Raw genomic sequence first — 22,737 nt, 5'->3', positions numbered from 1 at the left:
CTACTTAAAAAATGTACCTTTAATATCTATTACCCTGTATCGTTTTTTTAGGACTAGTCAAATGCAGATATTAAACGTTTTCTTCTACTTTCTTTTCGTTTTTACCGCTCTTTTTCTCCTTCTCTTCTTTCTCTTTAATATGGTTATCGCTGTCGCTATCCATAAATTCCTGATAGTTGGTTAGTTTTTCAAAAGGTCTTTTACCAATCAATTCTACTAAGTCAGACTGATAAATGATTTCTTTTTTCAACAACTCCTGAGCGATTTTCTCTAATTCTTCACGTTTTTCAACCAACATGGCTCTTGTACGAGTGTAAGCCGACTCAATGAGTTTCTTCACTTCTTCGTCAATAATCTTCGCTGTTTCTTCTGAATAAGGTTTGGTAAACGAGTACTCACCTTGTCCTTTAGAATCGTAGAAAGATACGTTTCCAATGCGGTCGTTCATACCATAGACGGTTGTCATACCATAAGCACTTTTGGTTACTCTTTCAAGGTCGCTTAGGGCACCTGTTGAGATTTTACCAAAAACTACGTCTTCTGCAGCACGACCACCAAGTGTCATACACATTTCGTCGAAAAGCTGTTCTGTGCGATACAAGTACTGTTCTTTTGGCAGATATTGTGCATAGCCTAAAGCTGCAATACCACGAGGTACGATACTTACCTTAACCAATGGATTAGCGTGTTCCAGGAACCAACCTGCTACGGCGTGGCCTGCTTCGTGGTAAGCAACGATTTCTTTTTCTTCTGGCGAAATCAACTTGTTTTTCTTTTCTAAACCACCAATCTCACGGTCAATTGCATCGTGGAAGTCGGTCATATCAATGGCACTTTTACCGCGTCTGGCTGCTAATAGAGCTGCTTCATTACAAACGTTGGCGATTTCTGCCCCTGCAAAACCCGGGGTTTGTGCAGCTAATTTTTTAATATCTATTGAGTCTGCCAGTTTTAATGGTCTCATGTGTACCTTAAAGATAGCTTCACGACCAACTAAATCTGGAGTATCTACGCTAATCTGACGGTCGAAACGGCCTGGACGCATCAAAGCAGAATCCAGTACATCAGGGCGGTTAGTAGCTGCAAGGATAATAATACCTGCATCAGAACCAAAGCCATCCATTTCTACTAGCAATGAGTTCAAGGTATTCTCACGTTCATCGTTTGCACCCGGCATAGCACCTCGTCCACGCGAACGACCTACTGCATCAATCTCATCAATAAAGATGATACAAGGTGCTTTTTCTTTAGCTTGTTTGAATAGGTCACGCACACGTGCTGCCCCTACCCCTACGAACATCTCAACGAAATCAGAACCTGATAATGAGAAGAAAGGCACGCTGGCTTCGCCGGCTACGGCTTTTGCCAATAAGGTTTTACCAGTACCCGGAGGGCCTACTAACAAGGCACCTTTCGGGATTTTCCCTCCCAATTCGGTATATTTTTTAGGTGTCTTCAAGAAATCAACGATTTCCTGTAGCTCTTCTTTGGCTTCTTCCAGACCTGCTACATCACTGAAAGTGATTTTCACTTTACTATCAGCATCAAATAGAGCAGCTCTTGATTTTCCGATGTTGAATATAGCACCACCAGGGCCACCGCCACCTGCCATACGGCTCATTAAGAAATACATCAAGCCTAGCACAACAATGAAAGGCAATAGTTGCCACACCATTGTCATAATATCCTGACGTTCAATGCTTTCGGGATAAAGTGTGTTTCGGTAATTAGGATCAATCTGAGGGTTTTTCAGAAATTCGGTGTAGTCACGCATGAAAGACTCTACCGATACAACATCTATTTTGAGGTGTGGTCCTCCGTTAACAAAACGGTTATTACCTAATTCTTTTCTATATTCAGGTTTTCCGAGTGCTTCTTTAGTCAGGGTGATTTCAACGGATTTGTTTCCTTCCACTACGGCTACACTTTGGACATCTTTTTGCAAAATCATTTGCTCCAGATCTTTGTACTTAATCGCAGCAAGGGTTGCTTGCTTTGAGTAAAGTAAAAATCCTACAATACCAATAATAATAGCCGCTACAATCCACCCCTGCAAACCTCCTCCACCACTGTTCTGTGGTTTTCTTCTTGGAGAGTCGTTACTGTTTTCTGCCATGTTTTTTATTTTTCAAAGTTTAACGCAATTTTTATTAATACAGAAAACCTTTACATAAAATTGCATAAACTGTAAAGGTTCAGAATGTTAAAACATCAATCTATTAGTATTTGTTTAAGGGGTTCTGGTTCCATGCTTTCAGCAATTTCAGTGAGTTCAGCATCGCCCCATAGAGACTCCAGATCGTAAAATTTACGACGGTCTTTTCTGAAAACGTGCGCAACCACATCTACATAATCTAACAAAATCCATTCTTTGTTTTGTTTTCCCTCCTGATGCCAAGGGTGTATTCCTGAAGCTTTGTGTATTTCTTCGTCTATTGAAGTAGCAATTGCATCAATTTGTGTATCGGTGTTCCCTGAACAGATAACGAAAAAATCAGTAATTGCGTTTTTTACATTTCTCAAATCCATTAGCACAATATTGGCCGCTTTTTTTTCTAACATGCCATGTACAACGAGGCGGCTTAATTCTTCACCTGAAAGTTCTTTATTTTTTTTTGCCATCTTTTAATTTTGCATGAAATATGCCGTTTCCGAAGCCATTTGGTAGGTATAATTTCGGCACAATTCAGAATATAGTACTGTTTACTAACTAAATATAAGCATTATTTACTATAATATAATAGTATTTTATAGTCTAAACGCTAAATTAATAAAAAATGCACAATTTTCAGCCCAAAACTTTAATTCTTGGCAAAAATCTCATTTATCTGCCAAGTTGTCATTCAACTAACGATGTTGCCGCCGAAAAAATTCAAAACGGAACAGTTTTCGATGGCACAGTTGTCATAACTTCTGACCAAACTGCCGGACGAGGGCAACGAGGAAATATTTGGGAGACACTGCCCGGACAAAATATCACAATGTCTGTCATATTAAAACCTGATTTCCTTAACGCGCTATCACAATTCAAATTGAATATAGCAGTCTCTTTAGGTGTATACGAATTTTTGAACAAATATGTTGCAGAAAATTTATATATCAAATGGCCCAATGATATGTACATAGGCAACCAAAAGTTGGTTGGCATACTGATAGAGAATACAATTGCTGGCAGTCGCCTGAGTACATCTATTATAGGTATAGGAGTGAATATCAACCAGTTAAGCTTTAGTAGTCTTAAAATAACCTCGCTGAGACTAGCTACCCAACATGATGAATTTGATCTGGTAAAATTAACTGAAGAATTATGTGAATGCCTGGAAAAATATTATCTACAATTGAAAAATGGCCATGCGGCTCGGCAGAAAAAACAATATCTGCAACATTTATATCGCTTCGGCGAAACAAATATGTTCAGCAGAGATGGCAGTAAATTTTCAGGTAAGATTGTAGATATAGCTGATAGCGGACAATTAATGATTGAAGTAGAAGGAGGAATACAGTATTTTGGGTTTAAGGAGGTGAGTTTTGTCTGAACTTTGATTTACCTGATTTTTGTGATTGAACTGATTTTTAATTGATTCAACTTTCAGAGTTAAATCATGATTCATTTTTTTAGTAATCACGAAAATCAGGTAAATCAAAGTTCAGACAACTTACTCAAAATAAGACTTCAATCTATCCAGAATCTCATCCGGGCAAGTAGTGATGCGATTAGATGCCATTTTTACGAATACTAATGTAGTTTCTCCGGTATTGAGCAGTACATTCTCTTCATTATATATTTCATAATAAAAAACAATGCGTGCGCGTGGTATTTCTTTAATAATAACACGGATGGTTACCAGATCATCATATTTTGCCGGTTGTATATATCTTGATTTACACTCATACACGGGCATCATAACGCCCATTTCTTCTAATGTACGATAGCGCAAGCCTAATGAACGAAGGGCTTCTACCCGACCGATTTCATACAAACGCGGATAATTGCCATAATACATATACCCCATCTGGTCGATGTCGGCATAGCGGATACGATACTGCCAGTCAAACTGATACATTAATGAATTTTAGCTTTGTTGAGTGCTTCCTGATAAATATGTGCAAAATTCAGGTGTTCACTATAAGTTTCAGCAAAATTATGATAACCCGAAAAATCTTCTTTCGCACAGAAATAAATATACTTGTGATGCTCATAATTCAAAACTGCATCTAATGCCACAGGTTCTGGCAGAGCTATAGGGCCAGGTGGTAAACCTTGATTACGATAAGTATTATAAGGAGAATTGATAGCCAAGTGTTTTTCCATGATTCGTTTGATACTGAAATCACCTACAGCAAATTTCACCGTAGGGTCAGCTTGTAAAGGCATACCAATTGCGATACGATTAATATAAGACCCTGCCACGCGAGGCATTTCGTCTTTCTTATTCGTTTCAGACTGAACAATCGATGCCATAATAGCTACCTGAACAGGAGTCATGTTGATTGACTTTGCTTTTTGTAGTTTTTCGGGTGTCCAGTATTTTTTGTACTCATCGTGCATTCTGTCCAGAAACTTATCAGGTGTGGTTGTCCAACGCACAAAATAGGTATTAGGCAAAAACATACACATAATAGTAGTGGTATCAAAACCATACTTGGCACAGGTTTCTTTGTCTTTCAGTTTTTCTAATAATGCTTCATTGCTAAACTCAAATCGACTACCTATTTTCTTAATCAAATCAGATTTCAGACGGATATTATTAAAGGTCAATCTGACATCGTCTTGTTGTCCTCTTTTTAGTTTTGAGAGAATCTCTTTATTAGCTGAATTTGGTTTGATTTCATAACGACCTGGCTTTACTTCTTCTGGATATTTCATCCATTTTGATAAAAACTGAAACGAGATTTCATCATGAATCATTTTATATTTATGCAGTGAATCTACCACGTTCTTGTAAGTTCCACCAGTCGGGATATACAATACAAATGTTTTTTCGCCCTTTACATTCAGGTTGTCACTGCTAGATACCTGCCAGAAATAAAAGGATAAGGTTGCAACAATGGTTGTTACAATTACGAGTGTGTAGGCAATGAGTTTTCTGTTTTTAAGCATAACGCTATTTCAAATTTTGTATAATACTTTCTAAGGTATGTTTGGTTTGTTCGCCTGATTGCATGTTTTTCAGGGTCAATTCACCTGTCGACATTTCTTCTGAACCAACCACGCAAACATACGGAATTTTTTTACGGTCGGCATACTCAAATTGTTTTCTTAACTTGGCGTGGTCAGGATAAATCTCGGCATTAATACCTGCATCACGCAGTTTTTTCAGCAATGGCAACGAATAAGCCTCTGCTTCTGCATCAAAATTTGTGATCAACACCTGAGTAATAACTCCCTGATTATCAACAAATAAGCCTAATTCTTCCATTACATCGTAGATGCGGTCAACTCCCAGAGAGATACCCACACCCGACAAGCCCGGCAAGCCGAAAGTTCCTGTTAAATTATCGTAACGTCCGCCACCAGAGATACTTCCCATTTGTACGCCATTGGCTTTTACTTCAAAAATAGCTCCGGTATAATAACTTAATCCACGGGCTAAGGTAATATCCAATTGTATTTTAGGGCTTTGCAAACCAAAAGCATCTACAAGGCTCCACACTTTTTCTATTTCTTCAATACCTTTTGAGCCTGTTTCAGAATCCTTTAGCCAAATTTTCAGACCACTTACTACTTCTGCTGTACCTCCTTGTAGATTAAAAATCGGTTGTAGTTTTTCAATTACTTCATCAGAAAAACCTCTTTCGCGCAATTCATCCTCTACTTTTTCTTTTCCTATTTTATCCAGTTTGTCAATGGCTACTGTCAAAGGCACCTCACTTCCTTTCATCCCAATAATCTCGGCAATACCTGTTAAAATCTTACGATTATTGATTTTTATCGTGAAGTCGTTTACACCCAGATTCTGGAAAATTTCGTGTAACATCAATACAATTTCAGCCTCACAAATCAAAGAATCTGTTCCTACTACATCAGCATCACATTGATAAAACTCACGATAGCGACCTTTTTGTGGACGGTCAGCACGCCAAACGGGTTGTATCTGATAACGTTTAAAAGGAATAGCCAATTCGTTACGATTCATTACCACGTAGCGCGCAAACGGCACGGTTAAATCATAACGTAAACCTTTTTCTGAAATTTTATGTGTCAGTTTTTTATAGCCTTGGTCTAAATCTGTCTGCGATAAATCTTTAGAGAAATCACCTGAATTCAGAACCTTGAAAAGCAATTGGTCACCTTCATCCCCATATTTTCCCATCAATACATTCAGGGTTTCAAGGCTTGGGGTTTCTAAAGGTTGAAATCCGAATTTTTGAAATGTATGTTTGATTGTATCAAATATAAAGTTTCTTTTTACCATCACTGATGGCCCAAAATCGCGTGTTCCTCTAACTAAACCAGGTTTACTCATTTGTCTATTAATTGCGTATAAATAATTCTGCCACAAAATTAGCGTAAAAAATTTATTGTTAATTGTTAAATGTGAATTGAATTTCTTAACTTTGCACCCTGATTTGGAATCATAGTCCCAATGGACGATTTTAAAATATAATCTTTTAAATACCTCTCGACCCTTTTCGCAGGGTGTTAGAGAATAAAATACGTAAAACAATGGCAGTAACAAGATTAAAACGTAAAGCAAAAAGAAATCAAGCGGTTGCAAAAAACAGAATAGCTGAAATCAAACGTTTATCTTTAAAAACAGATATTCAAGCGGTTGATGCTGAAGCATTGAAAGCAGAATTCGCAAAATAATTCATATTGATTCTTGCGTAAGAAATTAAATTAGATGGTCGAAATCACTTTCGACCATTTTTTGTGATTGATGATAAACAAAATAGTTGAGTATATATTTTAAGATCTGCTGTATTGTTTAGGTTTCATGCCTATGTGCTCTTCAAAAATTCTCGAAAAATGACTCAAATTGGTAAAGCCCATTTGATACCCTACATCTGAAACAGATAATTTTTCTTCTTTCAACAGGCGGGCTGCCTCTTTTATTCTGAATTCCTGATAATAACTAAAAATACTATTGCCGAATATCTGCTTGAATATCCGTTTGAGCTTTGATGGACTCATGCTAGCGAAATCTGACAGATCTTTGATTACTGGTGGTGTTTCCAAATGTTCGAGTAACCTTTCTTTCACCTCATAAATAATCTGGATATCCTGATTATTCAAAGCATAAAGATGTTTTTCGTCTCGTTTCTGCAGTTTCATTAATAATCTGCAAATTAATTCCTCTGCTTTTATACGTAGAAAAAACAGCTCAAAAGTTTCATCCACCCGTTCAATTATTATCTCATCAACAATTTTTTGAAGAGATGGATAAATGATTTGTTCGAACAATAAGGGTTGCGTGTTTTCAAATAGGCTTTGCAGAACAGGAGATTTCTCTGATAATGCAAAAAGTCCACTCAGATAATCGGCATTCACTTCTATATTGATAACGGCAGTATTTGAATGAATGGCGATCACATCATCGGTACTAATCCGACTAGTTGCAATTAAAACAGATGGGGTAGGCTTTAAATGCTTTTTATCTGATTCAATTTCTATATCTGGAAAAATATTCTGAAACTTAAAAAATATGGTTCTCTTTCCTCTATTAATTTCAGGGTTATCAATTACTACATCTTGATTTAGCTCATAATTGCAAATGAGCATCCGGATATTCTCATTAAAAATAAATCCGGAACAATACCCCCTACCAAATTTTTCAGGAATTTCTAATTTTCTGTTCTTTAGTTCCGTCCCCAATGCCTGAGCAAGCGTTTTCAGTACATTGGGTATGCTTTGTTGTTTATTTCTTTCCATAAAAGTCTTTTACGACTATTTTCAAGACTAATATAGATATTTTACCTCTAAAGCATCAAGTAATTTTGCATCGTTAATCAAATAGAAAGAAATGAAAACGAATAAAATTGCTTTGTGGATTATTGTGGGGATTGTGATGCTGAACTCAATCGGTTTATCGATAGTGTTGCCATTACTCCCTTTTTTAGTGGGCAAATACCTTCCATCCGAACAGGTAGTTGTAGGGATGAGCGCGCTGATGTCTGTTTTTGCTGCCTGTACTTTTTTTGCTGCTCCGGTTTTTGGGGCATTGAGTGATAAGTATGGACGCAAAAACATTTTGCTTATCAGCCTGTTGGGATCTGTCATCGGCTATATTTTGTTTGGTATAGGTGGTTCACTCTGGATACTGTTTTTGGGACGCATAATTGATGGGCTTACAGCCGGAAATATCAGTATCTTGTTTGCCTATATCTCGGATAGTACTGAGCCTAAAGAACGGACGAAGTGGTTTGGCTTTATCGGTTCAGCAATGGGCATTGGAAAAATCGGTGGCCCTGCCTTAGGTGGTTTATTGGGAGGTATAGCCATTGAGTTACCTTTCTTTATTACGGCAGGATTGATATTCATTTCTGGCCTGGCAGTGTATTTTCTCTTGCCTGAATCTCTTGCTCCTGAAAAGCGAACAAAGCTTCTGACGCTTAGTAGCTTTAATACTTTCTCGCATTTCAAAGACATATTGAGCTTAAAAGCAATAAAACTTCTGCTTATACCTGGTATACTTTTTTATATAGGTCTGGGTATTTTCCAGTTTAATTTTACCCTTTTTCTGAAAGATGTATATCAATGGAAACCAGTCTTTATTGGCAGTCTGCTTACACTCGTAGGGATTTGTGAGATTCTTTCACGAGCCTTGTTATTGCCGATGTTGTTGAAATATATCAGTGAAAAAAATATTGCTATCGTTGGCTTAATTGACCTTGCTATTGGTTTAGGATTAATTGTGATGAGCCTGTATATACATTCGGCAGTAATTATTTCTCTGGCAGTTATTTTCATCATTTGTGGCGAAGGTTTATTTGACCCAACCTATAATGGGAAACTATCGCAGTCGGTTGATGAAAGCAAGCAGGGTAAATTGCAAGGGGTAAACCAGAGTTTACAGTCGGCTAATAATATGATTATTCCACTAGTTGCGGCTGCTGTATATTTTTATAGTCCTGGTGCACTTTATACTATTGCTGTGTTAAGTATATTGGTAGCAGCTTTGCTGTATGCTAAATTAGTGTCTCAAACCAGCGCTTCTTAAAATGGAGAGAAATAGCTTAATTGTATGCGGTGTAAACAAATCCTGATTTGTACTTATCTGAAAAACAATTCGTGCTATAAAATCGAAAGAGACGCTCCTGAGCATCCTATTCTGGTTTTAAGTATTGCTAAAACCTATTTCTTTCTGGTTTATTCGGCTGTTTCGCTTAATATATAGGATTGGCATTTTGGGGCTGCAATAAATCGTACCATCCTGATGTGTTGATTGCTGAGCAGTTGTACCTTCACACCAGACCATTACGGCAGAGTCACAATGAATATCTTCTACATATTTCAGGAAGTTAAGGTAGGTTTGTTCTTGTTCTACTATAAAATTAAAAGTAATAACAGAGTCAAAAAAATTCTGATACACTTCAATCAGTTTTCGTTCTTCTTCTAACGCTTGTTTGTCTTTGGCAAATAGCACGAAATTCAGAAACATACCATAATGAGAAACAAATTCATGGAAAGCATTAAAGAAATCAAAACAGGACTCATCTACTTTTTCGATCAGAATACTCACATTACTTGGAAAAGATAATTCAGTTGTAGGAGGAACGGCTATAATACCTGCGGAGAGGTTCGTCAGAATGGCCCGAGCGTTTTTTCCCATCTGCCATGAGCCACTGCTATTGGTTGTGCCCATGACAATGGTATCAAAATTTTCTTTGGCATGCAAAAGCTGTAATTCTTCAACTAGATTATCCTGAACAATATGAATTTTAATAGTACTCTGAACGGTTTTATTCAGATAATTGCGCGCTTGAGTTAAAATCTGCTCGATGCATTGTTCTGCCTGTTTTTTGGTATTTTTTCCTTCCAGACAATAAAATATAGTGTATTCGGTCAGAATATCTCTTGAGAGGAGAAAGATATAAGAGATAATTTTTTCAGAACATTCGCCTAGATCAACCGCAACAAGGGTCTTTCTTTGCTGAATGTTTTTTAATTCAGATTCAGGTAATTTCATTAGAAGCAAAATCACTTAATCTGATTAATACAACAGTATCAGTCAGATTTTAAACATTTTTGATGCAAACCTAGGGATAAATACTCAAAATAAAAGTTTTGAGTAGTAGAATACTCAAAACTTGTTACTTATTTTCAAAAAAATGTCAAAATAGCACAATAATTTCCAAATATTAATCTGGCTTTGGTGGTTGTATTTTTGTAATAGTGAGTACTTTTTTATTTTTTCTATCTCTGTCTTTCAGAATATTCTTAATCAATTTACGATTTTCGATTTTCATTCTGAAAATAATGGCCTGCCCAAATAAAGCCAAGCCTGAATTGACCATAATCAGGCTATACGTACCCAACAAAAACCATCGCAAAAAAGGTGCATTTGTATGCTTCAGGTGCCCGGCTTCGCTTAAAACGCTTAGTCCATAGCCAACCAGCATCATACCAACGGTTGCTGATAAAAACCACTTTACACGCAGGGGCATATTTTTAATCATCCTTGTTCCGGGAGGTTTTCGTTTTTTTATTTCCATTATTTATCGAATCTTTATGTATATTGGTGTAAAAACAAAGACAAAAATAGTTAATTTTGGGCTTAAATTACAACGATATACTCTCATAAGTTTAAAGCATGGGCAAAATTATTAGTTTCTTACTTCGTTTTATTCCAAGAAAATACCTGCAATTATTTAGCCATATTCCCCTTAAAGTCTATACTTTTATTTTAAAAGGAAATACTGTCGAATGTCCGGTTTGTGAGGTTAAATTAGATAAGTTTTTACCATACGGTCGTTTGTCGTCACGCAAGAATGCCCTTTGCCCTAATTGTCTGGCTTTAGAGCGCCACCGTCTGATGGCCTTATATTTGCGTGAGAAGACCAATTTCTTTACTGCTCCTCATCTGAAAGTACTACACGTAGCACCAGAATATTGTTTTATTGACCGTTTTGAAGCCATGAAAAATCTGGACTATATTACGGCCGATATTGAGTCTCCACTGGCAAAGGTAAAGATGGATATTCATCAGATACCTTTTGAAGCTAATACTTTTGATGTAGCCTTCTGCAACCATGTGATGGAACACGTAGAAGATTACCATAAAGCCATGTCAGAATTACATCGTGTACTGAAACCGGGTGGCTGGGCAATCATCCAATCGCCACAGGACTGGACAAAAGAACATACTTTTGAAGACCCGACTATTACCGACCCTCGTGAGCGCGAGCGTATTTTCTGGCAAAACGACCATTTACGTTTATTTGGTAGAGATTATGGCAGAGAACTTGAAAAAGCAGGTTTTAAAGTAAAAGAAGACGATTTTGTATTGAAAATGCCAAAAGATTTGGTAGAAAGATATGCATTGCCGGCTGGAGAGATTATTTATTTTTGTGAGAAGTAAGTCTATTGAGTGAATGAGTGAGTTAGTGATTGAGTGATTAATTATCACTTTTAACTCGATTACTTTAATAAAAACTACGCTTACTGTACTATTAACCTAATTAAAAATCTATTCGCTCAATCACACATTCACTAAATCACTAAAAAATTCAACACCTATGAAATTCGAAGATAAAATAGTAATCATTACGGGTGGTAACTCTGGTATTGGTAAGGCTGCTGCGCTGTTATTTGCTCAGGAAGGGGCTAAAGTGATGATAGCTGATTTAGCTGACACATTAGATACCGAATTAGCTGAAACAGTAGAACGAACAGGTGCTGAATTGAGCTTGGTGAAAGTGGATGTCACAAAGCTAGACGAGATTGAAAACATGTTTGTTCAAACTATTAGTCTTTGGGGGAAATTTGATATACTGGTTAATTCAGCAGGAATTTTAGGGCCACGTATACGCACAGAAAAATATCCTGAGGAAATTTTCGATAAGGTGATTGATGTTAATGTAAAAGGTTTGTGGCATTGCATGAAGGTAGCACTTCGATATATGGTTGAGCAACGTAGCGGGAATATTGTTAATATTGCTTCGGTAGCCGGGCATCTGGGTATGGTTGGGCATATTGCTTATTCGGCGAGTAAACACGCTGTAGTTGGTATGACTAAAACAGCTGCTATTGAATTTGCCAAGCATGGGATCAGAATCAATGCGGTTTGTCCGGGTTTTACGAAGACACCGATGCTAGAAGGAGCAGATACCGATGCCGCTTATCTGGAAGCTTTACAATATGCTACGCCTATGAAACGCTTTGGTAAGCCAGAAGAAATTGCTAGTGCAATTTTGTATCTGGCGGCAGATGATGCCTCATTCATTACTGGTCAGAGCATCATTGTAGATGGTGGTCTGATTTTACAATAAAATACTTCTACCCTATTCTCTATAAGATTGTATGAAAAACGTTTTTGATTTAACCGATAAAGTAGCCCTTATCACCGGAGCAAGTAAAGGAATTGGAGAAGCGATTGCAAGAATATTTGCTGAATATGGTGCGAAAGTAATTATAAGTAGTAGAAAGCAAGCCGACCTCGACGAGTTGGCGAACGATATAAAGGCATCAGGTGGCGAATGCACAGGTATAGCTGCCCATGCAGGAGAAATCGCTCAGCTTAAACTATTGGTTGAAAAAACAGTTGAGGTATATGGAGGCATTGATATTTTAGTGAATAATGCTGCTACTAATCCGGTGTATGGGCCAGCATTAGATTGTGCAGAAAGTGCGTTTGATAAAATCATGCAGGTGAATGTGAAAGCTCCGTTTGAGCTGGCAAAGATGGTGCACCCGATTATGAAAGCCCGTGGTGGTGGAAGTGTAATTAATATCAGTAGTATAGCGGGGCATACACCAGACCCAGGCTTGGGGATTTATAGTGTAAGTAAAGCTTCATTAAATATGCTCACTAAGGTATTAGCCAAAGAATGGGGTGAAGATGGAATCAGAGTAAATGCGATTTGTCCGGGATTGATTAAAACCAAATTCAGTCAGGCTTTGTGGGATAATGAGAAGACTCTGGCGCATTTTACCAAACGCTTACCTATCGCTCGCATGGGTACAGTGGAAGAAATTTCGCCAATGGCTTTGTATCTGGCTTCATCAGCCTCTGCTTATACCACCGGAGGATTGTTCTCGATTGATGGCGGAACGATTATCTGATTTTAATTCCCTTTTTGAGATTAACCCTTGTTTGTTTTGGAAAAGCCCAGTGTTTGTGTCATTATACCCGTTTATCAGCAGAGTCTAAGCCCCTATGAAGCTATCTCGCTTGAGCAGGGGGTCAGGATTTTAGGCAAATACCCTATTATACTTGTAAAGCCAGCTTCTTTAGATGTTAACTATCTTTTAGATAAGTATCCTCAGTTGCAGACACAGAATTTTGAAGATGCCTACTTTAAAAGTACATTGACTTATAATAAATTATTGCTGTCGGAGGAATTTTACAGGCGTTTTCTGGCTTATGAGTATATGCTTATTTATCAGTTAGATGCTTTTGTGTTTAGGGATGAACTACCTTATTGGTGTAGCCAATGCTATGATTATATAGGTGCTCCGTGGAGGATTGAGATAGATTTTGATGCCAGATGGAAAGAGTGGATATGGAATCTGAAAAAGAAAATAGCCATCTGGTTTGATTTGAAAGAAGAGCGTTACGGCAAATATGGGCCAAAGGAGATTATCATGAAACGTGGGGTTGGCAATGGAGGATTCTCTCTAAGAAAAACCCAGAAACTTTTAGAACTGATTCCTAAAAATCAGAAGAAAATTGAACAATATTTAGCGCTAGCCAAAACGCATCCCGCCTACAATGAAGATATGTTCTGGTGCATTGAGTTGAACCGTTATTTTCCAAAACTGAATATTCCTGATTGGCGAACAGCATTAAAATTTGCGGTAGAACATATGCCTGAAAAGGCATATCAGCTAAATAATGGCCTGCCTTTTGGCTGCCATGCCTGGGATATTTACGAAACGGAATTCTGGAAAAAATATATTCGGGAATTTGGGTATCAGTTATAACAATTGAGTGAATGAGTGATTGAGCGAATTAGTGATTAGTAATTATTAATTCAATCACTCATTCACTCAATCACTCAATTTTAAGAAACTATGAGGAAATATTGTGGAACGCCACGAGAGACTATTCCATTCACTATATTGGATTTCTTTGTGGATATATATGCGAAACTTTTTTTTAAGAGGCGTGCCCGAAAGATAGATGCTTCTTCTCCCAAACGTATCCTGATTGCTTCATTGGGTCATTTAGGAGATGCGCTTACCGTTACTTATATTTTCCCACTTATTAAGAAAAAGTATCCCGATGTAAAAATTGACTTCCTGGCACCTAAATGGTGTGAAGCAGTTAACCAGTATAATCCCTATATAGACCGTACTATTTACATTAATCATTATCAGACTAACCGTAAGAAGATTTCTCGCTGGGAGAAAATTAAGGAGCATTATCGTACTTTTAAAGAAGCTTTGCCCCTGTTGCAACAGGAATCTTATGATTATTACATAGATATTAGATATAGCGATGCAGTAGCGCATTTTGTTTTACCTTATATTAAGGTAGGCAAAGCATTCGGTTTTGCCCGCCGAGGGCTAGGAGGCTTATTAGATAAAGAGTTTGACGTACCACAAGGTGAGTTTCATCATTTTGATATGTATTTCATGCTGTTAAAAGAAATTGGTGTTGAGGCAACGCTGTCTGATGTCGAGCCTTATTTTCCGATTTCTCCGGGTACTACTTTTGAAAAGATTAAACAGAAGATAACTTTACCCAGAAATTCTTACCTTATGCTTTTTCCTGAGTCAGGTGGCGAGCATAAGCAATTATCACCATCCTTCTGGGCCTCGATTCTGACAGAGATTCTAGAAAAAACCGGGTATTATGTATTATTATGTGGGCAAACTGGTCTTTCGAAGAAAATATGGAATTTGGTTGAAATACCTACTTCTAATCGGGTGATTGATACTTCAGGGAAAATCAATATTCACGAGATAGCACTTTTATCGCAGAAAGCTAGTTTTGCATTGACACTTGATTCTTTTCCTGAGCATTTGTGTTGCATCTTTTGTAAAACGATTTCCGTCTATAAGGGCACAGGATATCCGTTTTTCCCTTTGGCTAATTTTCCTGTCTATTTGGTACATAACCATAAGCCAAGTGTAGATCTGGTTTTCGATCGTGACAATGTTGAATTAGTTTATGAGGAAAACCTGGAAACAACTGAAGTTAAAGAATTGATTTTGAACAGAGTAAGTACTGTAACTATAGATGAGTAAAGTTGTATTAGATGGCGCTGTTTTAGGTCTGGGATTCTTTCATGAGCAATCCCGCACGGGTATTTATCGGGTAGCAGAAAACCTGATCAGAGGATTGTCGAAAGGCAATGCTGCTGAAGTAGCTGTGGCCAGTACCGAGCACCTGCCTGAAACGATTGCTTATCTGAAAAAATTTCATCTGAACTGCAACTTTCCGATTGTTAATAAGCCTAAAGATATACAGATTGCCAATTTTGAAAATAATATTGTTTCATCCTTTGGCTATAAATCTTTACCTCAGAAGGTTGTCAGAGAAATTTTCACCCGTCTGCGTGCCCGATTCAAATCCTTTTATAGTTTTGATGTAAATACCTTAGGTGCCTATGATATTTATCATTCACCATTCCTGCCAATTCCGCAAGAATTAAGAGGTGCCTCAAAACCTACTAAAGTCATTACCATTCATGATTTGATTCCACATTTATTTCCATCCTATTTCGGTGAATGGAATGTAAATATAATGAAGAAAATCCTGGCAAGTATTGATGAAAATACCTATCCTATCTGCGTATCAGAGGCTACCAAAAATGATTTATGCGAGGTAACGGGTATTTCGCCAGATAGAGTCTTTGTGGCCCAACTAGCTGCATCGGAGGATAAATTTTATCAGGTACGGGATCATGAGGAAATTGAGCGTATTTTACAGAAATACGACATTAATATCCATAAACACTATTTATTGTCGATAGCAACACTTGAGCCTCGCAAGAATATTGAACGGACAATCAGAGCATTTCTGAAACTGGTTCAACAAGAAAAGATAGAAGATTTAAACCTTGTGCTGGTTGGTACAAAGGGTTGGGATTTTGAAACTATTTTTGCTGAAATAAAGGCCAATCCGCTCTTAAAAGAAAGAATCATTGTGACAGGCTTTGTGGCCGATGAAGACCTTGCGGCTCTTTATTCTGCTGCTACTGCCTTTGTATATCCTTCTCTCTATGAAGGCTTTGGCTTACCTCCACTTGAAGCCATGCAATGCGGCACACCCGTGATTACTTCCAACAAAAGTTCACTTCCAGAAGTGGTAGAAGATGCCGGTATATTGGTTGAACCTACCGATGAAAATGCCATTGCCGATGCTATGCTGAAACTCTACACCGACAAAAATTTGCGTCATACCCTTAGTAAAAAATCTTCGCTACAAGCACAAAAATTCTCCTGGAAAAAATTTACTGAGCAGCACATTCGGATTTATCAGCAAATTTCATAAATTCGAAACTTGTATAGACAAGTAATTATTCAACCTAATTGAAAAATATGTTTTTCTCTAAGAAAGCCTCTGCTCTCTTTTCGGTTAGCGCTGCCTTAGTGTTGGTTACTGCCTTTGTGCCTACCCCTCCTGAGGATGATAAAAATAAACTTTATGTACCCGACGACCTAGAGGCTACCCTTTGGGCAGAAACCCCAATGCTGCACAATCCTACCAATATGGATGTAGACTATAAAGGGCGTATCTGGATAACCGAAGCCGTAGACTACCGGAATTTCAATACTAAACCCGGCGATCGGGTAAATAATGAACAGAAAGGAGACCGGATAGTAATATTGGAAGATACGGATGGAGACGGGAAAGCGGATAAATCAAAGGTTTTTGTGCAGGATAAAGATTTGATAGCTCCCTTAGGTATTGCAGTAATTGGCAAAAAAGTCATTGTTTCGGCAGCACCAAACCTGATTGTTTTTACTGATGAAAATGGAGATGATATACCGGATAAAAAAGAAATCTTGCTCAAAGGTTTTGGTGGTATTGACCATGACCATTCATTACATTCAGTTACAGCCGGGCCAGATGGCAACTGGCATTTCAATACTGGTAATGCCGGGCCGCACAATGTGACTGACAAAAGTGGCTGGACACTGCGCTCGGGTAGTTCTTATTATGGAGGTACGCCTTATAACAAATCAAATCAAGGTAACCAGAAATCGGATGATGGAAGAGTCTGGGTTGGTGGGCTGGCCTTGAGAATGGATACAGAAGGTAAAAATCTGAAAGTGATGGGGCATAATTTCAGAAATAGTTATGAGGTTGGTTTGGATTCTTATGGAAATATGTGGCAGAATGATAATGATGATCAGGTGATTACATGCCGGGTGAGTTATTTAATGGAAGGTGGAAATGCTGGTTATTTCAGTGCCGATGGTACACGCTTCTGGCAGGCTGACCGTCGTCCCGGACAAGAGATGTTTACTGCACACTGGCATCAGGATGATCCAGGGGTTCAACCAGCCATAGATAATTCCGGCGCAGGCTCTCCTACCGGCATTGCCTTTTACGAAGGTGACGCTTTAGGTGAAAAATATAGAGGTACTCTATTGAGTTGTGAAGCTGGGAGAAATGTCATTTTCTCTTACCAGCCAACTATTCAAGGTGGTGGATTCAAGATGGAACGCCATAATATGATTAGTTCTTTTCCGAAAACTGATGACCATTATATCTGGCATGATGAAAGCGAGGACGTTCGTAAATGGTTTCGCCCGAGTGATGTAGCAGTGGGTACTGATGGCGCCATTTACATAGCCGATTGGTATGATCCTGTGGTTGGCGGCCATGCGATGCACGATAAAAAAGCCTATGGCCGTATTTTCAGAATTACTCCTAAAGGTAAAAAGTTAGCCCCTCCTACTATTGATTTATCAAGCGTGCAAGGGCAGATTGAGACTTTAAAGAATCCGGCAATTAATGTGCGGAATCTTGGTTTTGAGGCACTTCGCAAAGGTGGTAATGTGGCAGAAGTAAGTAAATTATTAAAGGATAAAAATCCGTATGTACAAGCAAGAGCGGTGTGGTTATTAGCTAAAATGGGTGATGAGGGGATAAAAGAAGTAGAAAAGGTTTTGGATGGTGAGAATGTTAATCTAAAAATCACGGCTTTCAGGGCTTTGAGACAAGTAAAAACAGATATTCTGCCGACTGCTGAAAAGTTATCAACTGACCCAAACAAAGCTGTGCGGCGTGAAGTAGCCATTGCTTTGCGTGATTTACCTTTGACATCTATTAAAGGCATTGTGAATAATCTGATAAAAGCGTATGATGGCAACGACCGCTTTGAGATAGAAGCCATCGGGCAGGCCTTAGATGGTAAAGAAAGTGCTTATTATCAATCCATCAAACCTACTTTGCCGCAAAATGCTATTGTCTGGAATGAACCGACAGCTAGTTTAATCTGGCGTTTGCATCCGGTAGAGGCAGTGAATGATTTGAAACTCAGGGCAACTGCTAAAAATCTGACCGAAGCGCAAAGAAAGCAAGCTATTACGGCGCTGGCTTTTATTAAAGATAAACGCGCTGTGACAGCGATGTTAGAATTAACTAAAAATCCTTTAAAAGATGTATCGGAACAGGCTTTCTGGTGGGTAAATTTCAGGAAGACGAATGATTGGGCGGATTTAATGGATTGGGAGAAAGCTGTTAATACGCAAATGTCAGCACAGCAAAAACAAATGCTGGCTCTGGAGAAACAAATGCTTGATAAAAATCAGCCACAGGCAAGCCGTGAAAAAGCAGCTGAAAAACTAGCCAATGATATGATTGGAGGCAAAATGCTATTAAGCCTGGCAGGAGAAAACAGATTACCTAAAGAGGTAAGAAACGTGGTAGCTGAGCATATTTTTAATAACCCTGATAAATCTATTCGCATGATGGCGAGTGATTATTTTCTGCGCCCGAGTGGCAAAGAAATATCAGTCAATTTGGCTATTGAAATGCCGTCTGATACAAGGAAAGGTTATGAGGTTTTCAGAAAGAATTGTGCTACGTGCCATAAGTTTGGGAAAGAAGGCGCTGAAATTGGCCCTGAACTCACACAAATCGGAAATAAATTTGATAAAGCAGGTTTGCTCGATGCCATCGTGAATCCATCAGCGAGCATGGCATTTGGGTATGAGCCTTTTATTATTACCACCAAAGATAAGAATACATATTATGGTTTTCTGGTAGGTGATGGGGAAACTGTTACCCTAAAAGATGTAGCGGGGCAACTAACCAGTATCAAAAAAGCGAACATTGCCAGCCGTAAACAATTAAAAAATAGTCTGATGCCTGAGCCGTCTTCGATGGGATTGAAAGAAAAGGATTTATCCGATCTGGCAGGATTTTTATTAAAATTGCCTTTGGCTGAATAAAAAAAGGCCCGCAATTTCAAACAGACATTGCGGGCCTTCTTATTATTACAGCTTACGCCAAAGTAGCGTCAACAGTTATTTTGGTATTCAACAATTTAGAGATTGGGCAATTTGCTTCAGCATCTGCTACTAACTCATCAAATTTTTCTTTTGAAATCTCAGGAACTTTGGCTGTCAAAGTCAAATGAGAAAGGGTGATTTCGCCATTTTCAAAAGTAATTTCACATTTAGTTTCAAGTGTGTCCGGCGTAAAACCAGCACCTGAAAGATTGAAGCTAAGTTTCATAGTAAAACATCCGGCATGTGCCGCTGCCACTAATTCTTCAGGGTTAGTACCTATACCCTCTGCAAAACGAGAATTGAAAGAATATTGAGTCTGATTCAAGACTGTACTTTGAGTAGTCAGATGTCCATTACCTTCTTTACCTGTTCCTTGCCAAACGGCTGTTGCGTTTCTTTTCATTTTGTTGAATTTTTAGATGTACAAAATTTTCGTTGCAAAAGTAATCTTTTTACGATTCGAGCGTTAAAAATTCCGATAAACTTATTGCAAATTATTAATGGATCATTTATGCTATCCAGAAATTTGGAACGATTTTTTCAGTATTATCTCTAAAAACAGTATTTTTGTTTAACGTGTGCTTCATCTACTTGTTTCGGAAATGCCCTTAAGATTAAAACTGATTTATATACTCTGTTGTTTGATTGATGCATTAGCCTTTACGTTTCATAATAAATGGCTTGTTCCGTTTGGTGCCTTACCGATGCTTTGCTTAATTGTATTCTATGTATTCGGACGCAAAGGAGAATATAAAATCAAAGACTATTATTATACCCTTGCACTAGCATCAGCTGCCATTGCTGATTTCGTGTTTGAGTTCAGAAGCATGACGGCCAAAGTAATTTCAATGATACTTTTTGTATTCTGTTTTTCTTTCTACATAGCCACTATTCGGGGAGAAGTAGAAAAAAACACGCCATTAAAAGAATTGGTAAAAATATTCGTGCAACTGCTTCTTATTGTGTCTCCACTTTTCTTTGTTTTTTCATCGATACCGACCGATTACTTTTTCTCGTCTATCATTTATATGGTATTTTTATCCTTACTATATATCAATGCTTGTTTGCGTCAAACTAATAAAAGTAGCTATCAATGGTTTTTGGCTGGGGTATTAGCCTTTGTTTCATTAACTGTAACGGATATTTATTTTGGTTTTGTGATTAAAATGCCTTATGGTGATCTTATCAATAAAATCCTTTATCAGTTTGCTCAATATGGAATCTTTGTTGGCGTTATCAAAACTCACAAGAATTTTTATGTAACTTCAACTAAAAATACAGCCTGACATATTTCGAATTAATAACTGTCAATCAGAAGTTTGGCACTTTTTTTTCAGCGCTAATTAAAAAAATCACTATTTTTGTTAACTATTGCTTCATGTCCCACTTTCTGAAATGCCATTAAGATTACTATTGATTTATATTGTCTGCTGTTTAATTGATGCTACTGCCTTTTTATTTCATCAAGAGTGGACGGTTTTTTTAGGAGCTTTGCCCCCTGCCTGCTTGCTTACCTTTTATCTTTCGAGACGTAAAAGGGAATTTAAAGTACGAGATTATACTTATTCCATCGGACTTCTACTGGCTATTATTGCCGATTTTACTATTGAATTTGAGAGTGTGGCTTCTAATGTATTAGCCTTGGTATTTTATATGCTAAGCTATTCTTTCTACATTGCCACTGTCAGGAAAGAAACAGTTTTTACTGCTTCAAATAGAGAAGTGCTGAAAGTGGTGGTCAATATATTTCTGATTATTTCGCCTATATTATTTGCTTTTTCTGCCATTCCATCCGATTACTTCTTTGCTTCCATGCTTTATATGGTTTTCTTAGCCTTGCTTTATACTTCGGCTCTGCTAAGAAAAACCAACAAAAGCAGCTATCAATGGTTCTTAACAGGAGCTTTAGGTTTTGCGACGCTTACGGTCTGCAAAGTCTATTTTATGTTCATTTTCAAAATCCCTTACGATACGGTTATCATCAAAGTGATTTATGATTTTGCCCAATTGGCCACATTTATAGGCATCATCAAAACCTATAAGAATTTTTATCCCGGTAGCGAAAAATGAGGATTATAGATAAACCCTACAACATTGCCCCATAAATCTTTTACCGCGCCTACTATAATACCACCGCCAACCTCGGTAGGTTCTTCGAAAGGTGTTGCACCATTGGCAATTACATTTTCGTAAACTTCCTGTACGTTTTCAACACCCCAGTAGGTTACTACGCCATCTGCTTTGGAGTCATTTTTGGCATCTGGTTGTAAGCCTAGTTCATAGCCGCCAACGTTGAAACCTATGTAAAAAGGTTCGTCGAAATAAGGTTCAATGCCGAATACCTGACTATACCATGCTTTGGCTTGGGCAAGGTCGTCTACTCTGTAAATAGTGGTTCTTAAACCTAGAAGTGGAGATTTCATTGTTGTTTTTATTGGATTTATTGAGCCTGCGCGGCCCGGTGAATTAGTGATTTCAATTTAAAAATAATACCTTATTCCGGCAAATTTACTTGCTGGCTTTTAATTTTTTGTAAATCTCTTAAAGCATAGACAAACTATTTATTTACTTCTGCAATGTATTTAAGAATGGCATCAATGTCTTCGTCTTTGAAATCAGGGAAGGCGGTCATTTGAGTTTTGTTGAATTTTACATAAAGCTCATTCGCATATTTATCTCCACTATCTAGTACTTTCTTTGGGTTTCTTACCCATTTTCGAATCCAGTCAACTTTTTTTCTTTGTTCGATTCCTTGTAAACCCGGACCAACTACAGCCTCATTAGTTACTGCATGGCATTGCGAGCAGTTGTCTTTAAACAAAGTTTCACCCTTTGTACCGAGTTCAGATAAATTTATCTCTGTAACTACTCCACAAAAAGCAGCAGGTGGCGGTTCTGGCGATTGATTATCGATATAATAGAAGGCGGTGGCTGCGAAAATTACCCATGAGAGGCCATAGAGTATAACCAAAGTTTTGAATAGTTCTAAAACTTTGACAATTGTTTTTTGTACATCCATTTTTGATTGTTTTTAGTCAAATGGATAACATTGGTTTCTGGAATTTAGTGCTGGGGATTGATAAAATAAAGACAAATTTAGGCTTCATCTTTGCTTTATAACTCATTACGTAAGATATTTGCAAAAATACCTCTCGAATCTG

At 37.8% G+C, this 22,737-nt stretch carries 23 protein-coding genes; 12 read left to right on the top strand and 11 right to left on the bottom strand.

What is annotated here, in order from left to right:
• Window positions 1-70 precede the first annotated feature (70 nt).
• Complete coding sequence (ftsH, locus tag ACYVFA_RS15090) at window positions 71-2,116, bottom strand: ATP-dependent metallopeptidase FtsH/Yme1/Tma family protein (protein ID WP_460472673.1); 2,046 nt, start codon at window positions 2,114-2,116, stop codon at window positions 71-73.
• 95 nt (window positions 2,117-2,211) lie between these two features.
• Entirely contained in the window at window positions 2,212-2,622 is a 411-nt protein-coding gene (rsfS, locus tag ACYVFA_RS15085; protein WP_460472672.1) for an RsfS/YbeB/iojap family protein, read from the bottom strand.
• A gap of 155 nt (window positions 2,623-2,777) precedes the next feature.
• Here rsfS and ACYVFA_RS15080 point away from each other — a divergent pair, with 155 nt between their 5' ends.
• Window positions 2,778-3,536 carry a biotin--[acetyl-CoA-carboxylase] ligase gene (locus ACYVFA_RS15080; RefSeq protein WP_460472671.1) on the top strand — a complete coding sequence of 253 codons (759 nt, stop codon included), beginning with the start codon at window positions 2,778-2,780 and terminating at the stop codon, window positions 3,534-3,536.
• A 120-nt stretch (window positions 3,537-3,656) separates the two neighbouring features.
• On the opposite strand, the gene ACYVFA_RS15075 is transcribed toward ACYVFA_RS15080, so the two are convergent.
• The 3 genes from ACYVFA_RS15075 to hisS are packed head-to-tail and all read right to left on the bottom strand — an operon-like array spanning window position 3,657 to window position 6,467.
• A complete protein-coding gene (locus ACYVFA_RS15075; RefSeq protein ID WP_460472670.1) occupies window positions 3,657-4,064 on the bottom strand; it encodes an acyl-CoA thioesterase in 408 nt (135 codons plus the stop codon).
• Window positions 4,064-5,101 (bottom strand): endolytic transglycosylase MltG, encoded by a 1,038-nt coding sequence (gene mltG / locus ACYVFA_RS15070; RefSeq protein ID WP_460472669.1) that lies wholly within the window; start codon window positions 5,099-5,101, stop codon window positions 4,064-4,066. The genes ACYVFA_RS15075 and mltG overlap by 1 nt, the downstream gene beginning before the upstream one ends.
• A 4-nt stretch (window positions 5,102-5,105) precedes the next feature.
• Entirely contained in the window at window positions 5,106-6,467 is a 1,362-nt protein-coding gene (gene hisS / locus ACYVFA_RS15065; RefSeq protein WP_460472668.1) for a histidine--tRNA ligase, read from the bottom strand.
• Window positions 6,468-6,667: 200 nt separating this feature from the next.
• On the opposite strand from hisS, the gene ACYVFA_RS15060 reads away from it, so the two are divergent.
• The gene (locus ACYVFA_RS15060) at window positions 6,668-6,811 is read left to right on the top strand and encodes a hypothetical protein (RefSeq protein WP_460472667.1); all 144 of its coding nucleotides are present in this window, start codon (window positions 6,668-6,670) and stop codon (window positions 6,809-6,811) included.
• 99 nt (window positions 6,812-6,910) lie between these two features.
• Here ACYVFA_RS15060 and ACYVFA_RS15055 read toward each other — a convergent pair whose 3' ends face one another.
• On the bottom strand, window positions 6,911-7,873 hold the full coding sequence (locus ACYVFA_RS15055) for a helix-turn-helix domain-containing protein (protein ID WP_460472666.1): 963 nt from the start codon (window positions 7,871-7,873) through the stop codon (window positions 6,911-6,913).
• A 91-nt stretch (window positions 7,874-7,964) separates the two neighbouring features.
• Here ACYVFA_RS15055 and ACYVFA_RS15050 point away from each other — a divergent pair, with 91 nt between their 5' ends.
• Window positions 7,965-9,161 (top strand): MFS transporter, encoded by a 1,197-nt coding sequence (locus ACYVFA_RS15050; protein WP_460472665.1) that lies wholly within the window; start codon window positions 7,965-7,967, stop codon window positions 9,159-9,161.
• A 117-nt stretch (window positions 9,162-9,278) separates the two neighbouring features.
• Here ACYVFA_RS15050 and ACYVFA_RS15045 read toward each other — a convergent pair whose 3' ends face one another.
• Both ACYVFA_RS15045 and ACYVFA_RS15040 read right to left on the bottom strand, forming a co-directional pair.
• Entirely contained in the window at window positions 9,279-10,130 is an 852-nt protein-coding gene (locus tag ACYVFA_RS15045; protein ID WP_460472664.1) for a hypothetical protein, read from the bottom strand.
• A 172-nt stretch (window positions 10,131-10,302) separates the two neighbouring features.
• On the bottom strand, window positions 10,303-10,656 hold the full coding sequence (locus ACYVFA_RS15040) for a hypothetical protein (RefSeq protein ID WP_460472663.1): 354 nt from the start codon (window positions 10,654-10,656) through the stop codon (window positions 10,303-10,305).
• A 98-nt stretch (window positions 10,657-10,754) separates the two neighbouring features.
• Here ACYVFA_RS15040 and ACYVFA_RS15035 point away from each other — a divergent pair, with 98 nt between their 5' ends.
• The 7 genes from ACYVFA_RS15035 (at window position 10,755) to ACYVFA_RS15005 (ending at window position 19,516) form a co-directional block, all read left to right on the top strand.
• Window positions 10,755-11,522 carry a class I SAM-dependent methyltransferase gene (locus ACYVFA_RS15035; protein ID WP_460472662.1) on the top strand — a complete coding sequence of 256 codons (768 nt, stop codon included), beginning with the start codon at window positions 10,755-10,757 and terminating at the stop codon, window positions 11,520-11,522.
• A 157-nt stretch (window positions 11,523-11,679) separates the two neighbouring features.
• Window positions 11,680-12,432 carry an SDR family NAD(P)-dependent oxidoreductase gene (locus tag ACYVFA_RS15030; protein WP_460472661.1) on the top strand — a complete coding sequence of 251 codons (753 nt, stop codon included), beginning with the start codon at window positions 11,680-11,682 and terminating at the stop codon, window positions 12,430-12,432.
• A 31-nt stretch (window positions 12,433-12,463) separates the two neighbouring features.
• Window positions 12,464-13,225 (top strand): SDR family NAD(P)-dependent oxidoreductase, encoded by a 762-nt coding sequence (locus ACYVFA_RS15025; RefSeq protein WP_460472660.1) that lies wholly within the window; start codon window positions 12,464-12,466, stop codon window positions 13,223-13,225.
• 36 nt (window positions 13,226-13,261) lie between these two features.
• On the top strand, window positions 13,262-14,086 hold the full coding sequence (locus ACYVFA_RS15020) for a DUF5672 family protein (protein WP_460472659.1): 825 nt from the start codon (window positions 13,262-13,264) through the stop codon (window positions 14,084-14,086).
• Window positions 14,087-14,176: 90 nt separating this feature from the next.
• Window positions 14,177-15,355: a glycosyltransferase family 9 protein gene (locus ACYVFA_RS15015; protein ID WP_460472658.1), complete on the top strand. Its 1,179-nt coding sequence runs from the start codon at window positions 14,177-14,179 to the stop codon at window positions 15,353-15,355.
• Complete coding sequence (locus tag ACYVFA_RS15010) at window positions 15,348-16,604, top strand: glycosyltransferase family 4 protein (protein WP_460472657.1); 1,257 nt, start codon at window positions 15,348-15,350, stop codon at window positions 16,602-16,604. Before ACYVFA_RS15015 ends, ACYVFA_RS15010 begins: the two co-directional genes overlap by 8 nt.
• Before the next feature lie 47 nt (window positions 16,605-16,651).
• Window positions 16,652-19,516, top strand: coding sequence for a PVC-type heme-binding CxxCH protein (locus tag ACYVFA_RS15005; protein WP_460472656.1), 2,865 nt, complete (start codon window positions 16,652-16,654; stop codon window positions 19,514-19,516).
• 52 nt (window positions 19,517-19,568) lie between these two features.
• Here ACYVFA_RS15005 and ACYVFA_RS15000 read toward each other — a convergent pair whose 3' ends face one another.
• Window positions 19,569-19,979: an OsmC family protein gene (locus ACYVFA_RS15000; RefSeq protein ID WP_460472655.1), complete on the bottom strand. Its 411-nt coding sequence runs from the start codon at window positions 19,977-19,979 to the stop codon at window positions 19,569-19,571.
• A 175-nt stretch (window positions 19,980-20,154) separates the two neighbouring features.
• Between ACYVFA_RS15000 and ACYVFA_RS14995 the strand changes: the two genes are divergently transcribed.
• Together ACYVFA_RS14995 and ACYVFA_RS14990 are read left to right on the top strand one after the other, a co-directional pair.
• Window positions 20,155-20,862 carry a hypothetical protein gene (locus ACYVFA_RS14995; protein WP_460472654.1) on the top strand — a complete coding sequence of 236 codons (708 nt, stop codon included), beginning with the start codon at window positions 20,155-20,157 and terminating at the stop codon, window positions 20,860-20,862.
• Window positions 20,863-20,971: 109 nt separating this feature from the next.
• Window positions 20,972-21,646 (top strand): hypothetical protein, encoded by a 675-nt coding sequence (locus ACYVFA_RS14990; protein WP_460472653.1) that lies wholly within the window; start codon window positions 20,972-20,974, stop codon window positions 21,644-21,646.
• On the opposite strand, the gene ACYVFA_RS14985 is transcribed toward ACYVFA_RS14990, so the two are convergent.
• A complete protein-coding gene (locus tag ACYVFA_RS14985) occupies window positions 21,625-21,999 on the bottom strand; it encodes a VOC family protein (RefSeq protein ID WP_460472652.1) in 375 nt (124 codons plus the stop codon). The two genes, ACYVFA_RS14990 and ACYVFA_RS14985, sit on opposite strands and share 22 nt — an antisense overlap.
• Window positions 22,000-22,133: 134 nt before the next feature.
• Window positions 22,134-22,595 (bottom strand): c-type cytochrome, encoded by a 462-nt coding sequence (locus ACYVFA_RS14980; protein ID WP_460472651.1) that lies wholly within the window; start codon window positions 22,593-22,595, stop codon window positions 22,134-22,136.
• Between the last annotated feature and the right edge of the window lie 142 nt (window positions 22,596-22,737).

It is taken from the genome of Emticicia fontis, from assembly GCF_054779675.1.
The sequence above is the reverse complement of the archived record's forward strand: the minus strand, read 5'-3'. Positions and strand labels throughout refer to the sequence as shown.

Bases quoted from the DNA above. Each gene is read 5' to 3' on its own strand.
- ftsH (WP_460472673.1), bottom strand. From the start codon at position 2,116: ATGGCAGAAAACAGTAACGACTCTCCAAGAAGAAAACCACAGAACAGT.
- rsfS (WP_460472672.1), bottom strand. From the start codon at position 2,622: ATGGCAAAAAAAAATAAAGAACTTTCAGGTGAAGAATTAAGCCGCCTC.
- ACYVFA_RS15080 (WP_460472671.1), top strand. From the start codon at position 2,778: ATGCACAATTTTCAGCCCAAAACTTTAATTCTTGGCAAAAATCTCATT.
- ACYVFA_RS15075 (WP_460472670.1), bottom strand. From the start codon at position 4,064: ATGTATCAGTTTGACTGGCAGTATCGTATCCGCTATGCCGACATCGAC.
- mltG (WP_460472669.1), bottom strand. From the start codon at position 5,101: ATGCTTAAAAACAGAAAACTCATTGCCTACACACTCGTAATTGTAACA.
- hisS (WP_460472668.1), bottom strand. From the start codon at position 6,467: ATGAGTAAACCTGGTTTAGTTAGAGGAACACGCGATTTTGGGCCATCA.
- ACYVFA_RS15060 (WP_460472667.1), top strand. From the start codon at position 6,668: ATGGCAGTAACAAGATTAAAACGTAAAGCAAAAAGAAATCAAGCGGTT.
- ACYVFA_RS15055 (WP_460472666.1), bottom strand. From the start codon at position 7,873: ATGGAAAGAAATAAACAACAAAGCATACCCAATGTACTGAAAACGCTT.
- ACYVFA_RS15050 (WP_460472665.1), top strand. From the start codon at position 7,965: ATGAAAACGAATAAAATTGCTTTGTGGATTATTGTGGGGATTGTGATG.
- ACYVFA_RS15045 (WP_460472664.1), bottom strand. From the start codon at position 10,130: ATGAAATTACCTGAATCTGAATTAAAAAACATTCAGCAAAGAAAGACC.
- ACYVFA_RS15040 (WP_460472663.1), bottom strand. From the start codon at position 10,656: ATGGAAATAAAAAAACGAAAACCTCCCGGAACAAGGATGATTAAAAAT.
- ACYVFA_RS15035 (WP_460472662.1), top strand. From the start codon at position 10,755: ATGGGCAAAATTATTAGTTTCTTACTTCGTTTTATTCCAAGAAAATAC.
- ACYVFA_RS15030 (WP_460472661.1), top strand. From the start codon at position 11,680: ATGAAATTCGAAGATAAAATAGTAATCATTACGGGTGGTAACTCTGGT.
- ACYVFA_RS15025 (WP_460472660.1), top strand. From the start codon at position 12,464: ATGAAAAACGTTTTTGATTTAACCGATAAAGTAGCCCTTATCACCGGA.
- ACYVFA_RS15015 (WP_460472658.1), top strand. From the start codon at position 14,177: ATGAGGAAATATTGTGGAACGCCACGAGAGACTATTCCATTCACTATA.
- ACYVFA_RS15010 (WP_460472657.1), top strand. From the start codon at position 15,348: ATGAGTAAAGTTGTATTAGATGGCGCTGTTTTAGGTCTGGGATTCTTT.
- ACYVFA_RS15005 (WP_460472656.1), top strand. From the start codon at position 16,652: ATGTTTTTCTCTAAGAAAGCCTCTGCTCTCTTTTCGGTTAGCGCTGCC.
- ACYVFA_RS15000 (WP_460472655.1), bottom strand. From the start codon at position 19,979: ATGAAAAGAAACGCAACAGCCGTTTGGCAAGGAACAGGTAAAGAAGGT.
- ACYVFA_RS14990 (WP_460472653.1), top strand. From the start codon at position 20,972: ATGCCATTAAGATTACTATTGATTTATATTGTCTGCTGTTTAATTGAT.
- ACYVFA_RS14985 (WP_460472652.1), bottom strand. From the start codon at position 21,999: ATGAAATCTCCACTTCTAGGTTTAAGAACCACTATTTACAGAGTAGAC.
- ACYVFA_RS14980 (WP_460472651.1), bottom strand. From the start codon at position 22,595: ATGGATGTACAAAAAACAATTGTCAAAGTTTTAGAACTATTCAAAACT.